At 54.7% G+C, this 15369-nt stretch carries 7 protein-coding genes; 5 read left to right on the top strand and 2 right to left on the bottom strand.

The annotated features are described in order from the left end of the window. Positions 1-76: 76 nt before the first annotated feature. The 5 genes from VH413_20040 (at position 77) to VH413_20020 (ending at position 8184) form a co-directional block, all read left to right on the top strand. Positions 77-2206, top strand: a complete 2130-nt coding sequence (locus VH413_20040) for a hypothetical protein (protein HEX3800993.1) — start codon at positions 77-79, stop codon at positions 2204-2206. 9 nt (positions 2207-2215) lie between these two features. Then, a complete protein-coding gene (locus VH413_20035) occupies positions 2216-3175 on the top strand; it encodes an ABC transporter ATP-binding protein (GenBank protein HEX3800992.1) in 960 nt (319 codons plus the stop codon). 64 nt (positions 3176-3239) lie between these two features. Beyond that, positions 3240-4901 (top strand): ABC transporter permease, encoded by a 1662-nt coding sequence (locus tag VH413_20030; GenBank protein ID HEX3800991.1) that lies wholly within the window; start codon positions 3240-3242, stop codon positions 4899-4901. 7 nt (positions 4902-4908) lie between these two features. Then, positions 4909-6561, top strand: a complete 1653-nt coding sequence (locus VH413_20025; protein HEX3800990.1) for an ABC transporter permease subunit — start codon at positions 4909-4911, stop codon at positions 6559-6561. A 3-nt stretch (positions 6562-6564) separates the two neighbouring features. Continuing rightward, a complete protein-coding gene (locus VH413_20020; protein HEX3800989.1) occupies positions 6565-8184 on the top strand; it encodes an ABC transporter permease subunit in 1620 nt (539 codons plus the stop codon). A 2-nt stretch (positions 8185-8186) separates the two neighbouring features. Here VH413_20020 and VH413_20015 read toward each other — a convergent pair whose 3' ends face one another. Then, positions 8187-11861: a S8 family serine peptidase gene (locus VH413_20015; protein ID HEX3800988.1), complete on the bottom strand. Its 3675-nt coding sequence runs from the start codon at positions 11859-11861 to the stop codon at positions 8187-8189. Positions 11862-12514: 653 nt separating this feature from the next. Beyond that, complete coding sequence (locus tag VH413_20010; protein HEX3800987.1) at positions 12515-15124, bottom strand: glycoside hydrolase family 2 TIM barrel-domain containing protein; 2610 nt, start codon at positions 15122-15124, stop codon at positions 12515-12517. Between the last annotated feature and the right edge of the window lie 245 nt (positions 15125-15369).

The raw sequence follows: 15369 nt of genomic DNA, 5'->3' as shown, positions 1-15369 counted from the left end.
GCTTATAAAGAGAGGGAATCAGATCACTCATATTAAAATGGTGAAACCAAGGACATCGTTCCGCCCGTTTGCAATTGTGGCTGCGCTGCGTTTTTTTTTACTGATATTTGCGCTTTTGATTTTGCATGCGACCGCCGCGCGAGCTGCGATTCAATTTGACGTATTTCTCGGCTACGATGAACTGGTTCCCGAGGCAAGCTGGTTTCCGGTGGTTTGCGAAATCAAAAATGACGGGCCGGCCTTTACCGGCGTGGTCGAAGTTTCCGCCGGCCGATTCAATGAAAACCAAACACACCGGCTCGTCGTGGAATTGCCCACGGGCACGCTCAAACGAGTAGTGATCCCGGTTTTTTCCTCAGCGCGTTATCAAAGCACTTGGGACGTGCGCCTGCTGGATGAACGCGGCCGGGTTCATGCCGATCAGTCTGGCAAACAACCTCGCCGCGCTTTAGGCAGCGGCGCCACTCTCGTCGGCGCGATGGCGCGCACGGCCACGGGCATTCCTGAATTGCGGGCGGTGCATGTTGGCGATGCCGAGCTTCAACCGGCCACCGCGCGTCTGCAAACCGCGATTTTTCCCGACAACCCGATTTCGCTGGAGGGGATGAATGTTATTTACCTCAATTCAGAAAAAGCCACTGAACTGAACGACCAACAGGTCGCCGCATTGGAGGCGTGGCTGAACCTGGGAGGACATCTCATCATCGGCATCGAGGCAATCACCGACGTCAATGCCGTGCCGTGGCTGCGACAACTCGTGCCGTGCGATTTGACCGGCATGCGCTCGGTGCAGAATCATCCCGAACTGGAAAAATGGCTGCATGACTCACCGCTGCCGCCGAGCTTGCATCCGCTTGGCAGAAATATTCCGACGGACTTCAATCCCTATTCGGATGTTCGCGAAGACACGGCGTTCGAGAGTTCACCGTTGCAGGTCGCAGTCGGCGCCATCCGCGGCGGCAAGGAATTGGTTTCCGCCGACGGCACGCCCTTGATTTTGGTTTCGCATCAGGGTCGCGGGCGCGTGACAGCTCTGATGTTCAGTCCCGAACGCAAGCCCTTCAGCATCTGGAATAATTTGCCGTCATTCTGGTCCAGGATCACCGAGGTTTCGCCCGATCTTTATTTCGGCGATAACTCGGGAAAAAATATGATCAACTCGCGCGGTGGCTGGAGCATTGACGGTGTGTTCGGCGCCATGATTGACAGCAAACAGGTGCGGAAATTGCCCGTCGAATGGCTGCTGCTGTTGCTGATCGTCTATCTCGTCGTCATCGGGCCGCTCGATCAATACTGGCTCAAGCGCATCAAACGACCGATGCTGACATGGGTCACTTTTCCGTGTTACGTCGTGTTTTTCTCGCTGCTGATCTATTTCATCGGCTACAAATTGCGCGCCGGTGAAACGGAATGGAACGAGCTTCACATCGTGGATGTGCTGGTAAACGGCGACGGCGCGGAATTGCGCGGGCACAGCTACGCTTCAATTTATTCGCCGGTGAATGCCAACTATCGCGTTGCAACGCAGGAGCATTTTTCGACATTCCGCGATGAGTTTCAAAGCAGTTTCGTCGGCGGCGGAGAGGGGAGCGAGCGTTCCGACGTTCTGCAAATGGGTGATAATTTTCGCGCCGATATTTCCGTGCCAGTCTGGACCAGCCAGCTTTTTGAAAGCGATTGGTGGCAGCACGAAGATCTGCCACTCAAGTTGAGCGTCACATCAAACGGCTCCGATTCCACGGTTGTCATAAATAATTTACGCGATCGCGATTTATCGAATGCAAAGTTGGCGGTTGGCGATCACATCATTGACGTTGGCAATCTTCCGGCGGGCCAAGCTAGGACGATTCATATTTCGGCCGGACAAGGAATGCCGATTGGCAATTTCGTTTCCGGCCAGGCGGGAAATTTCATGAACGCCGCGCAATCACGCCAGCGCGCTTTCGGCGGCAATGGCGGGCACATCACGGATTTGCCGGACAGCACCGAGGCGGTTTCGTTCCTCTCGCGGACATCCGGAGAGCGGTTTCTCTGTCCGCCGGGGCTCGACCTTTCAGCGCTGCTCACTCAAGGCAATGCCGTGCTGCTCGCGTGGGACGCCAACTATTCTCCCATCCCGCCGCTCAACCAATTTTCGGCGCGCCGCAGCCAAAAGAACACGCTCTGGCGCATTTCCGTTCCCATCAACGCCGGATCCGCGCAATGATTTAATATTATGAACGCTGCTGCCTCTGCCCCTCCGTTGCCCGCTGTGCACACCATTGGCCTCTCGCGCACCTACGGCTCCATGACCGCGCTCAGTTCGCTCGACCTGACCGTCAATCGCGGCGATCTCTTCGGTTTCATTGGTTCCAATGGCGCGGGCAAGACCACCACGCTTCGCATCCTCGCCACCTTTCTGGCGCCGTCGTCGGGCCAGGCCAAAGTCCTTGGCCATGATGTCGTCAATGACGCCGACGCCGTCCGTCATGTCATCGGTTATATGCCCGATTTTTTTGGCGTGTATAAAGACATGGAGGTCACGGAATATCTGGATTTCTTCGGCGCGTGTTACAAAATTCCGACGGCGCAACGCGAGAAGACGGTCAACGACGTGCTTGAACTGGTTGGCCTCAGCGAAAAAAAAGGCGCATTGATCGGCGCTTTGAGCCGCGGCATGCAGCAACGCCTGGGATTGGCGCGCGTATTGATTCACGATCCGCAACTGCTCTTGCTGGATGAGCCGGCAAGCGGTCTCGACCCGCGCGCGCGCATTGAAATGATGGCGATTCTTCAGGAACTCCAGCGCCTCGGAAAAACGATCATCATTTCATCGCACATTCTCAGTGAGTTGCAGACGTTGTGCAATCGCGTCGCCATCATCGAAAAGGGCAAATTGATTTACAGCGGTCCGGTGCAAGGCGTTCGCGATCAGATGGCGGCGGGTTTGATTGTCTGGGTGAAAGTCGCCGCCGAAACTGATCGGGCCGTGGAATTATTGAAGACCCGCCCCGAAGTTGCCGAAGTCACGCCGGTGGATGGCCGCATCAAAGTCATGATGGTGAATCATGACACTGACCATAGCTTTGTCGCCGACATGCTGATTCGCGCGGGGCTGCGCCTTACCGCGTTGCAGGAAGACGAGCTAGGCCTTGAGGAAGTTTTCCTGCGCGTCACGCGCGGCGAAACTCAGTGACAAGTTCCAGCCTGGTTTTCCGTGGGAACCGTTGGCATGCCGCCCACCAGTGGACAAATTTTACATGACCTTTCTGCCCATAGTTGAACGCGAATTGCGGATCGCCGCGCGCCGGCAGATGAGCTATTGGCTGCGGGTGATCGCGGCCGCGTTCATGTTGCTGATGTTCGTGATGACGCTGGTGCTGTTTACGATGTCGTCGCCATTCGGAAGCCCGGGGCAGGCGCAATTCAGCACACTCAGATGGATCGCCTTCATTTTTGTTTGTTCGACGGGAGTATTTTTTACCTCGGATTCGTTAAGCGAAGAAAAACGCGAAGGCACGTTGGGTTTGCTTTTTCTCACTGATTTGCATGGTTACGACGTGGTGCTGGGCAAACTGATGTCGCACTCACTCCAGGCATTTTACAGCCTGTTGGCGGCACTGCCGATTCTCGCGCTGCCTTTGCTGGTCGGCGGCGTCACCGGAACGGAATTCGCTCGCTCGCTCCTGGTAATTTGCAACACGCTTTTTCTTTCTCTCGCGGTTGGAATCTTTGCCAGTTCCATCAGCCGCGAAGTGATGAAGACGATGAACGCGACGCTGTTCATCAATCTCGCGCTGCTCGTTGGCTTGCCGTGGCTGGACCTGGGACTGACGCATTGGGACGACACAAAATTCAAACCGATCACGAGCGTCCTCAGTCCAGGATTTCTTTTCGAACATGCGGGGGATTTGAAAGGAAGTTTTTGGTCGTATCTTGGATTGCAAAATTTATTGGCATGGATCTTTTTGGCAGCGGCAGCGATTTGCATTCCACGGGCGTGGCAGGAAAAAACCGCTTCTGCGAAAGGGCCGCGCCGATCCATGATTCAATGGTGGCGCTACGGCGGACGCAAGGCGCGGTTGGCATTCCGTCGCAAAACGCTTTCGCGGGATTCTATTTTATGGCTTGCGTTGCGCGACCTCTGGATGGCGCGGCTGATCTGGCTGGCGGTGCTGATCGCGGCCCTTTGGATGGGCATGGACTTATATATATGGGATTCCCAGAAAGCTTATAACGCATTGTCATCCGCCCACGCGCTGCTCGTGGTCGTCATAATGCTATGGGTCGCATCGCAAGCCTGCCGCTTTTTTGTGGAGAGCAGCCGCAACGGCGCGCTGGAATTGATTCTGGTCACGCCAGTGAAGCCCCGCCAAATCGTTTTCGCCCAATGGAAAGCCATCTGCCGAAATTTCTGGCTGCCCGTGCTCGTGATTCTGGCGATGCAAGTTGTGAGTCTGGTTCATGAAATTTCAAATGCCCGGCATTTGTTAACGCCCCCATCCACGCCATTGGACACGTACTGGATCATCAGTGGTATTTGCGGCCTTGTAACCCTTGCGGGCGATTTCCTCGCCATGGCCTGGTTCGGCATGTGGATGGGCGTGACTTCGCGCAAAGCCTCCATGGCGATATTGAAGACGGTTTGTTTCGTTGTCGTTTTGCCATATTTGATCCAGATGTTTATCATGGTATTTGGAATGATGTCAGCGGGCCGGGCCAGATTGCCCTTTTGGATCGGCGTGGTATTCGCCGGGATCTTTGAATTGGTGAAAAATATTTTCCTCATCTGGTGGGCGCGTAATCAACTGTTGACCCGTTTTGCCGAACGAGTGGCGCGGGGAAACGAAACCATGATTCATCGTCCGCAGCTGTCTTCGAGAACGGCGCCCATTACCGTGGCGCCGCCCATCATCACGTGAGCTTCCCATGACGTTTCTGCCCATCGTCGAGCGCGAATTGCGACTCGCCTCCCGCCGGCGATTCACTTACTTTTCGCGCACAATCGCCGCGCTGATCGCCATCGGCCTAGGGATGTTCGTGTATAACGATTCGCCGGGCTCGACCGGGCCGGAGCAGCAAGGGAGAAATATTTTTCAAACGCTTTCCTGGCTGGCGTTCATTTATGCGTTTTGCGCGGGCACGGCCACGGCCGATTGCATCAGCGAGGAAAAACGCGAAGGCACGCTGGGCTTGCTATTTCTTACGGACTTGAAGGGTTACGACGTGGTCATCGGCAAATTGTTTGCGACTTCGCTCAACCGTTTCTATGGTTTGGTTTCAATCTTTCCGGTGCTGGCGATTCCGCTTTTGATGGGCGGCGTGACGCAAGGCGAATTTTGGCGCACGGCGCTGGTACTGGCGAACACCTGCCTGTTTTCGCTTTGCGCCGGAATGTTCGTTTCTTCCATCAGCAAATATCCGCGGAAGGCGATGAGCGCGACGCTGGTGCTGCTGGGAATATTCGCTTTTGGTTTTCCATTGTTTCAAGGATGGACCAGTCGTGGCAACGCCTGGCCAAGACTCAATCATTTTTTCGAGATCGGCACACCGGATTCCGCGATGGTTTATGCGCCGGATATAGTCTATAAAACGAGCAAGGACGATTTTTGGCTGTCCGTCGCCATTACGCAAGGAACGTGCTGGCTGATGCTGGCGTTGGCAAGTTTCATCGTGCCGCGCTCATGGCAGGACAAAGCCGCCAGCTCGCGCAAAAATTCCCTTGGCGTCAACGACCTCAACGGCGCCGAGCGACACGCGGTGCGCACACAACAGTTGGATAGCAACGCGTTTTCCTGGCTGGCGGGGCGGGGGCGATTCAAGCACGCGCTGATCTGGCTGGTGTTGATCGGCTACGCGGGTCTCTGGCTGTGGGGCGCGGCAGCGGGCGGGCGTGATTGGACCAGCGTCTATGGTTTTTTTCTGACAGCGGTCGTCTTGAATACGACGCTCAAAATCTGGGTGACGTCCGAAGCGGGATACCGGCTGGGACAAGACCGTAAAAGTGGCGCGCTCGAATTGCTGCTTTCGACCACGCTCACCGTGCCGGATATTTTGCGCGGACAAATGCTCGCGTTGCGGCGGCAGTTTCTCTGGCCGGTGATAACGATTCTCGTGACCGAAGGATTGTTGCTGCTGGCAGGCATTCAGCAGGAATCACCGGGTGCAGACGAAACCGTGGGCTCGGTGTGTTACGCCATTGGAATCACGGTAATGCTTTTCGCGGATTTGTACGCGATGAGCGCGATGGCCATGTGGGTGAGCCTCACGACAAAAAATCCCAATCGCACGACAGGCATCGTGTTACGATGGATGCTCCTTTTCCCTTGGGTATTGATCATCATTTCTTTGCTTATATTTTCACAAGTTGGCAGAAGTGAAGAATGGCTTTTATTTTTGGTGATTTATATGGTCGTCGGATTAGGGGTGGATTTAAAAATGGGATTTGAATCGTGGGGGAAATTACACGATGAATTTCGCACGCGCGCGGTGCAGCGCTACACGCCGCCGGTTTCGATTTGGAGCCGCTTGCGCGGTGACGTTCCTGAAACCGTTGAGCCGGCCAGTCTGCCTCCCGAATGAGTCATGGTATTTCTGCCCATTGTAGAAAGGGAATTGAGCCTCGCCACCCGCCGCAAGGGAACATACCGCGTGCGGCTGTGGACGACTTCCTTCGCGCTCGCGCTGAGTTTTTTGTTTTTGGTGGGCAATGAAATCTCGGGGTCGGCTTCGCCCGGGATGGGACGGGCGCTTTTTTCCATTCTGACATTTTACGCATTTGGACTGTCGCTGCTCGCGGGAGTTTTTTTGGCGTCCGATTGCATCAGTCAGGAAAAACGCGAAGGCACACTCGGACTGTTGTTTCTCACCGACTTGAAAAGTTATGACATCGTCTCGGGAAAATTCATCACCGTCGGACTCAACGCCCTGTACGGCTTGGTCGCGGTGCTGCCGGTGACCGGGCTGCCGCTGTTGCTTGGCGGCGTGACTGGCGCGGAATTTTGGCGTATGGCCCTCGCGCTGGTGAACGCGTTATTTTTCTCACTGACAATGGGCATGCTGGTTTCGGCGTGCTCACGCAAGGCTAATCGCGCGGCGGCGAATACCACGAGCCTGCTGATTCTGGCAACGGTCGGTTTGCCATTGCTGGGTTTGTTGTTATCAGTTTTGCCCATTTCGCGGACATGGGTTTACGCGATTTCCTTCAGCCCCTACTTTCCTTTCGCCTGCGCGCTGGGACATACGAATTTATTTTCTTACGGCGCGTGTCTGGCGAGTTCGAATTTATTTGCGTGGGGCATGCTCGCGGTTACGACGTGGCTGGTGCCGCGGGTGTGGCAGGACAGGCCGGTCAAAGAGCGCAGGGCGAAATTCATTACTGTGTCACGCAGCGCAGGAGCGAGTGCGCGGCGAAACATCCAGCGCGCGCATTTGCTCGATCAAAGTCCTCTGGTTTGGCTGGCGGCGAGAGAGGGAGGGGTTCGCTGGCGGATTTGGGCGATTGCTGTAGTTGCAGCCGTGTTCGCATTTTCTCTTTTCTATATGAAGGCGGACGAGGCAGTCCTTCGAGGCTCGCTTTTCTTTTTTTTGGCGCTCGCTTTTGTATTGAAAGTCTTCGCAGCTACCGAGGCATGCCGTTTTTTTGCGGATGCCCGGCGCAATGGTTCACTGGAATTGATCCTGAGCACGCCCTTGACAGCCCGTGATATCATCCGCGGACAATGGCTTGCGTTTCGGCGGGTCATGCTGGGGCCCGTGTTGGTTTTTTGCGGCGCTTATTTGTTCGTTCTGATATTGCAGATGACTGATACCCGGAGTGTAGCGGGATTCATGAGAATCGGCACGGGATTCTCGAACGGCAATTTGTTCAATGGAGCCATTCCCGCGTCATTTATCAATGCGGTCCTCATGGGATACAAACTTTTGATATTGGTGGCGGATATTTTCGCAATTGGATGGCTGGGAATGTGGATGGGATTGACGACCAAAAAACCGGCCTTCGCGCCGGCCTGGACGATCCTGTTCGGCGCCATTTTTCCGGTAATGCTGTTCTGCATACCGAATGTCTTCTTCGATCTCTTTTTTATTTTGCTGGGGCGCGAAAGATTAACGAAGGAATTTCGCGAGACGGCGATTCCGGGGTATCGCACCAACCGGCAATCACTCGTGCCTTTGCCGAATGTCCCGCCGGTCATCCGAAGCTGATCTCAAGGCGAACTCACGCGATAGAATCGCTGCGGCAAGCCGGGCGTGTCGGAGATTTGCTGCATCGTGCCGTCGCCGGTGACGGATTGAAAAGTTGTCCAGAAAGAATCGTTTAAATCATTCTTAAACTGCACCGAATAAGTCTGCCCGGGCACGGTTTGAAAAGTGAAGGTCACGTTCGTGCCGTCGAATTGCGGATTGGAAATCGTGGGCGCAACCAAAGGAGTGCAGCAGGTAAAATAACCATCAATCATCGTGACCGTGTCAATGTACCATCCCGTACCGCCATAGGCATTGCCCATGTCCGTTCCGAAAAGCCAGCGCAGTTGGACGTCGTGCCCGGCCACATTCGCGGGAAGATTTACCACCGTCTGAATAAAGCCGCCCGAACTGCCGCCCCATACGGCGCGATTATTGAGTGGGTTTGCGTCATTGTTGGTGATTGTGGAATTGTAACCGCCCGTAACGAAACTGCCGCCACCCGCGAGGATGTCCGCATAGGGTCTGCCATCCACGCTGATCTCCAGCACACCGCCGTCGAATGCCATCGTTGGCGAGGGATCATTCGTCGGGAATGCTTCGAAATCATAATCGTTCATGAACGTAAGCTGGGCAGACGCCGTCTGGATATGGATGACCGGCATGTCAAGTTCGCTCAAGCCCGGCATGTCAGGTTCGCCGACGAAAAGCGCGTTGGGCGCAGTATCGAACAGGTTCGTGGAACTGACCCACGGCGCTTCCGCATTCGTGGCCGAACTGGTCCAACCCGGCGGAAGATTGGGCGTGGCCAACTCGTCAAAATTCTCCATCAACGTCGGCGCAAAAGTCAATTTGCCGAGCGACAAGGGAAAAGTAATCGTCCCCACATTCACGCCCTCATCCTGCAACTGCAATGTCGCGTTGATGGTGTCACCGCATGCGCCGTTCGCGGTAAAAGTAAAAGCCTCACTGACCAGCAGACCGGCGGCATCCAGCGCACCATAACTTTGCGGCGCGCTCACGCCGGTGATATTGGTGTTGGCCTCCAGCGTGGCAACCAGGTTGCTGAAATTTGCCGTGCCGATATTTTGCAAAGTGAAATTGACGGTCACCGTCTCGCCAGGGTCAATCGCGCCATTCGTGCAAGTTTCCGATTCGAGGCTGGTGCCGTCCGGTATCACGATCGGCAGAGAAACCGCCTGGGCATTATAAACGACAAGCGCGAAATCCTGGTTCACGGCGTCGTTTGTATTGGGAACGCCGATCGAATTGATGCTCGTGGCGGCGACGGTCAGGTTGAAATTTCCCGACGTGCCGGGCGGAAGAAAAACGCTTTCGACATTATTTTGGCCGTCGGCGGCTCCACCCGTGGCGGAATACGCGCCGTTGAAGACATTCCCCTTATACGTGTTCGTGCCGACGGTCACGCTCAGGTCGAGGTTATTGTTATAGGCATTTCCCGTCAGTGTGCCGGGAGCATCGGTCCATGCGAGCGTGATGCAGAAAGGTTTGTTCGTATCCACGATCGTGCCGGTGACGGTGCGGATCTGGCCGCTGTTGGTGAAAAGGTCTTGTGGAAGTTGATCGCGCAAAATTCGCGGCGTGCCGTCGAACGCCTGGCCAAGATTCATTTCGCCCATGCCCTGGCTTTGCGAGGGCAGGGTGTCATTGGCGCCGTCGCCATTGAGATAACGCGCGGAGTTCATCAAATAAGCTTTGACCATCGCGGGGCTCGGCAGATTGGTGAAGCTGTTCAAAAAATACTGCATCACCAGCGCGCATCCACCGGAGACGACCGGCGTGGAATGGCTCGTGCCCGATGACGCCGTATAAAATTGCTGGCCGCTCGGCCAGAAAATGGAACCGTTCGGGCCGCCGGAAACATCCGCGCCCTGAAAGCAAGCATCGGCATCGCCATCGGGAAAATTCACCAGGTCATTGGTCGCCTGAATAAGCCCGCCGCTGATGTGCGTCCCGGGAGCGACCAGATCCGGTTTGAAACGTCCATCCGCGCAGGGGCCGCGGCTGGAAAACACCGCAATGTCATTCGCGCTGTCCGCCTGGGAATCAGGAATATTGCTGTGGTCAGCGCCACCGAATGCCTGCACGCCTTCCGCCGCGCCGACGGTAATCACATTTTTTGCCGTGCTGGGCGAGTCCATGCTTTGGGCCATCGGGCCGTCATTACCCGCCGCGAAGACGATCACCATCGGCTGATTGCCATCGGCCGGGTAAGTGGAATTGGTCGGCTGGGCGTCGCGAACGAGCGCATCATAATTCTGGCAATCAGAATCGTAAACGCCCTCGGAATTTCGCCCGCCCCAACTATTATTACTGATGCGAACGCCATCGTGATAAGCCTCCGATTGAAGATTGTTGTAGTTCGGAAAATAAAAATTATCCATGTCCGCCGAATCGAAGATGACCGAGGAACCAATGTTGACGAACGGGCAGACGCCAAGGCCGTAGTGAAATCCATTAGTGTCGGCAAAAGGAAAATCGGGAAAATCATCATAGCCGGCAATGATATGCGCGTTGATCGTGCCGTGGCCATCGCAGCCTTCGAGAGAATTATCGTCGTAGCTGGCGTTCGTTTCATACCGCGCATAAACGACTCGGCTGAGATTGGTTTCGTCGCCCGAAGTATAAAGGCCAAAGTGGGTCGGCAAAGTCGTGCCGTTATCCACGCCGCTATCGGAAATGTCCACGACCAGTCCCGAAGCGGTGAATTGCGCCTGTGTGAAACCGAGTCCGGCGAGCCACGATAAATATCCCGGTGCACTGGGAACCGTGCCGGTGAGATTGGCCGCTATAATCTGGTCCGCCCGCTCGCCCAGTTTTTGCGGCTTGAAATACGGCAGTATCGCGACCACGTCCGGCTGGGCCGCGATCTGTTTCAACTGCTTCGCATCGAGCCGCGCGATGATATTCAAATATTGCGCCACGCGGCTGTTGCGTTTGAAGGGTTCTGATTTCAACTGATTGAGCAGGTTCAAAGTGTTTGTGTTGGCAGCGTCGTCAGCGACGAGTTGGATTTCAAAAAGATCGGTGCCGATATTTCGCGGATGACCCTGCTTGTCCACGTCACGCGCCATCGGATGAATTTTATAGTCGTCGAGATAACTGCCATTCCACTGCACGTGCGGCGTAGTGCTGGCAAAATTTTGCACGCGCGCAAGACTGGCCGCATCGCCATAAACGAGATAAGTATTTTCGGGAATGTAGGAAATGATTTGCACCCCGGCAGCAAGTAATTCATTTCGCCAGGATGGTTGCACCGGCCCGACAAACTGGACGAGATGCAGGTGCTTGCCCGTAAAAAAACCGGCGCTTCGGCGCGCAGCCTTCATCTGTGGACTCGTCGTGTCGAGATGGCCGGCATTCAGGAGAATCAAATTATAGCGATCGCGCAATTCGGCGCGTCGGCTGGAAAGAAGCTTCGAGGTCAGCATGGGTGTCTCGTATAATTTGTAGCTGCCATAATCAGCCAGCAGGTGTCCGCCGGATGCCTCGATTTGTTTGGCCGCCGCCGGATCGCTGACCTGAATCTTGTGCATCGGCGCGTTGGTCGCAACGACGTTTAAGCTCGCCAATGCGTCTTGATGCATCAACGCAATCAGCAGAGTTACAACCAGGTAAATCATTCGCCAGTTGAACCCCTTTACGCCTCCCTTGACGATTTCTAAACGGCTCATCATTGGTGACTTAGCTGGTCTCGTGCCATTGCCGCCCAGCTTCCAAGTAATTGCGAAACGTCTTTGGAAAAGATACCCACTCCATCCGGATGAATAGCCTGTGAGTTGGATTCCTTAGATTCGTCGCGCCGGTAAGTCATGTAAGGAGCAATCCTCGCAGAATTGCCCTTAAAATCAAGTTTTAACGCTCGCATTTGGGGTATCGGTCCATGGCCTAACGGCTCTTGGAATGTCGCTAACCCGTTCGAGCAAAGACGCCACGGGAAGCGATTTTATTGGCAAGCCGGTAAGGCACAGGCCATTCACTCAATAATTTTTTTTCCTCCGTTAAGCGAACTTATCCGAACTTATCCGAGCCAACGCGAACTCAGGCGAACTTTTCCGAACCAAATTTCAACTGACCCAGCCTTTTTGGCTCGCTTAAAACACTTCAATGGCGTTTTTTATCCATCTCGCCCTTCAGAAAACCTTGGTCACCCAACCCGGCTCCATGTCAACTATCAGCTCCATTTTCAAAGAACTGTCCCCCACCATGCCACATTTCCCCAATACAATCCACCCTTCCATAGGATACAAATGCGCTCTTCAAAACCGCAGGCGTTTCCACCTTGGCTATCATCGCGAACAATGTCCGGTTGCTCCCCGGTTTTGCTTGCCTACCGCAAATTCCAGCCTTCCAACCGCAATTCTGGTCTCTCTCCCAGCGCGACCGAAGGAATATGCGCCCGATAAACCCGTTTCACGCCCGGCGGCAAGGAAACGTAATTATCCGTCCACACCACCGGCGTGAGTATTTCATACGACACCGCCCCCACGACCGACATCTCCACAAAAAACGCCAGATGACTGTCCGTGTTCGCGAGCGTGACTTCCGCATCCATACCGCCCGCAGTCGGAGTAAAATAAACCGTGGAGTCCACATGCGCTTTGGGCAACCGATTCAAAGCCGTAAAATCCGCGAATGACGTATTCGGCGTCACGTACCACTCGCTCTTTTTCTCATCCAGCAAATCCGGCTTGGCCGACAACCAATAAAAATTATCCGCCGCATCTTTTCCGGCGCTATTGGTGACCTGCAATTCCAGAAAATACACCGGCGTGGGCAATTTCACCGTGTGCAGATCCAAAAGTTTCCTAGCGCCGAACACGGGACACTCCGCCGTGATGTTGGTAGAGAAAACCTTTTTCGATTCCAAATCATAGACGTTGATCGTCATTTGCATTTCGCCTTGCTCGGCATCCACCTGGTTCGCGAGATAAACCCCGCCGTCGCCGTAATTATAAATCGCCGCAATCGGCGCCGCGCCCTTCTTCGCGCCGAAATACGCGCCACCCGGAACCATATAATAATCGTAAAGCTGCCAGTATAATTTCGGCCACGACGGATTGAGCATCCATTGAATGATGCCTGTGGTCTTCGGCAGGTTCGCGGAAAACGCCTCATACATCGGGCGAATCGCTTCGTAATTCGCGGCCTGGCTGCGCGCGGCGAAATCCTCAACCGTATCGGCCTTGCCATAACGCGCATCGAACGCTTTCAGGTAGCGTTTCATGTTGCCGAATTCACCGCGTCCGCAATGAAAATTCCACGCGCTGTTGATCGGCCAAAGTTCGTCGCCCGGAAACATGCGCTTGAGACTTTCCAGCGGCGGTGGTTGCGGGCCGGGACCGGTCTCGGTGTTGAAGCCGTACGCGCCGCCGTGTTTGTCGTCGAGATACCAATAATCCGGCGTCACATAATCATAAGGACCTTCCATCTTCACGCGCGAAGGCCCGCTCACATCGCTCGTGCCGCCGCCGCAGCTTTTCAACGTCGGGCGCGTCGGATCAATCACCGCAAGCATGGAATCATAACGCCGCTCCATATCCGGTCGCGGCAGTTTGTCACTGCCGAGCACCCAGACGTAAATGGACGGATGATTGCGCAGCCAATAAACCTGGTCATGAAGATAATTCGTCCCGAGCGTCATCTCCGCCTCGGTGGTGAAGCCGCCGTATTTGGGATTTTCCTTGCCGCCAAAATAATTTCCCCATTCCCATTGGCAACTCCAGCCTACCATCACCAGCAAACCATTTTCATCGGCCAGATCGTAAAGCCGCTGGCTGCTGCCCCAAATACCTTCGAGTCGAATCGTGTTGAGATTCATGTCGCGTGTGTAATGCACCTGCGCGGTCAGGTTGGTTTCGCTCTCGCGCAGCAGCAATTCATCCGCCCAACCGCCTCCGCGAATCAAAACACGTTTGCCGTTTACCTTGTAAGCGCGATAGCCATCCGCATTGACGTAATCCGAAACTTCGCGAATGCCAAAACGCGTGCTCGTCTCGTCGCACACGGCACCATTCGCATCGCAATTTAAATTCAACGTATAAAGATTCGGCTCACCCAATTCCCATGGCCACCAGAGATGTGCGTCGTCAAATAAAAGTTCCCGATGTTCCTGCGTGGTCAAAGTCACTGACTTTTCTTCCTTTGGCCGCAGCGATACCAATTCTCTAAAATGCCGCCCGTCCACTTCGCCTTTCAACACGGCCTGAACCAATTTATCCGAATGGTTCATGACATCCGCCCGCACGGTCAACGCCGCGGTCCGCCAATTCGCGTGATCAATTTTGCTTTCAACAAATACATTGTCCACCGAAACGGTATTATAAAAATGTAATTTGACCGGGCGAAACAAACCCATGTTTTTGTCCGGCGGCTTGGGATTCCAATCCACAAAACCCATCGTGAAATCGCCGCTTTTCGGCGGAAATACTTCCACTGCGAGCCGGTTTTTCCCCGCCTTCAAATGGCCGGTGACATCCAATTTAAAAATGCGAAACGCGCCGAAAATAGTATCTTCGCCCGCCAGTTTTTGACCATTGAGCCAGATGTTCGCGCGATAATTAATGCCTTCAAAAATAAGCGTCGCGCCTTCCGCCGCCTGGTCGGCGGTGACGTCAATTTCTTTGCGATACCACCACGGCTTCTCAAAAGGTTCCATGGGGATTTTTGCGAGATTCGTGCCGGTAAAAATATCTGTGTAAACCCCGTCACCCACGAGCGAAGCCAGCACAGTTTCCGGCACGGAAGCCGGATGTCCGCCAGCGGGCAGGCTATCGGGCGAGGCATTGGTGTCGGATGAGCTTGGCGATACCGTCCAGCCATCGCGCAGGTAAACAATATGGTCATTGTCTGAAGGCCAGCCATCCACGGCGCATGCGGCATGGCTGAGCAGGAAAATCATGGCCAGCGTGAGGCTCGGCAGGGAAAAAGTTTTTCTCATACGCGCGCGTTAGCTAATATTATAATTATTATTCCCGCAAGCACCTTCGCTTCCCAACGGACCGCGGGTCTATGACCCGCAGCAATTCACAATTAAGATTGCCGCGTCAGGCTGATTCAAGACCGGTTTGACCGCATGAACCTTGCTGCGGGTCACAGACCCGCGGTCCGCCAGGAATTGCTTTCCACTCCACTACCGGTCATCGCCCTTCATAACTTTAAACTTTCCGCGCGCCTTCGCATCGC

The organism is Verrucomicrobiia bacterium, assembly GCA_036268055.1.
Classification (GTDB): Bacteria; Verrucomicrobiota; Verrucomicrobiia; order Limisphaerales; family Pedosphaeraceae; genus DATAUW01.
Note: the sequence above shows the minus strand (reverse complement) of the source record. Positions and strands in the feature narration are given on the sequence as shown.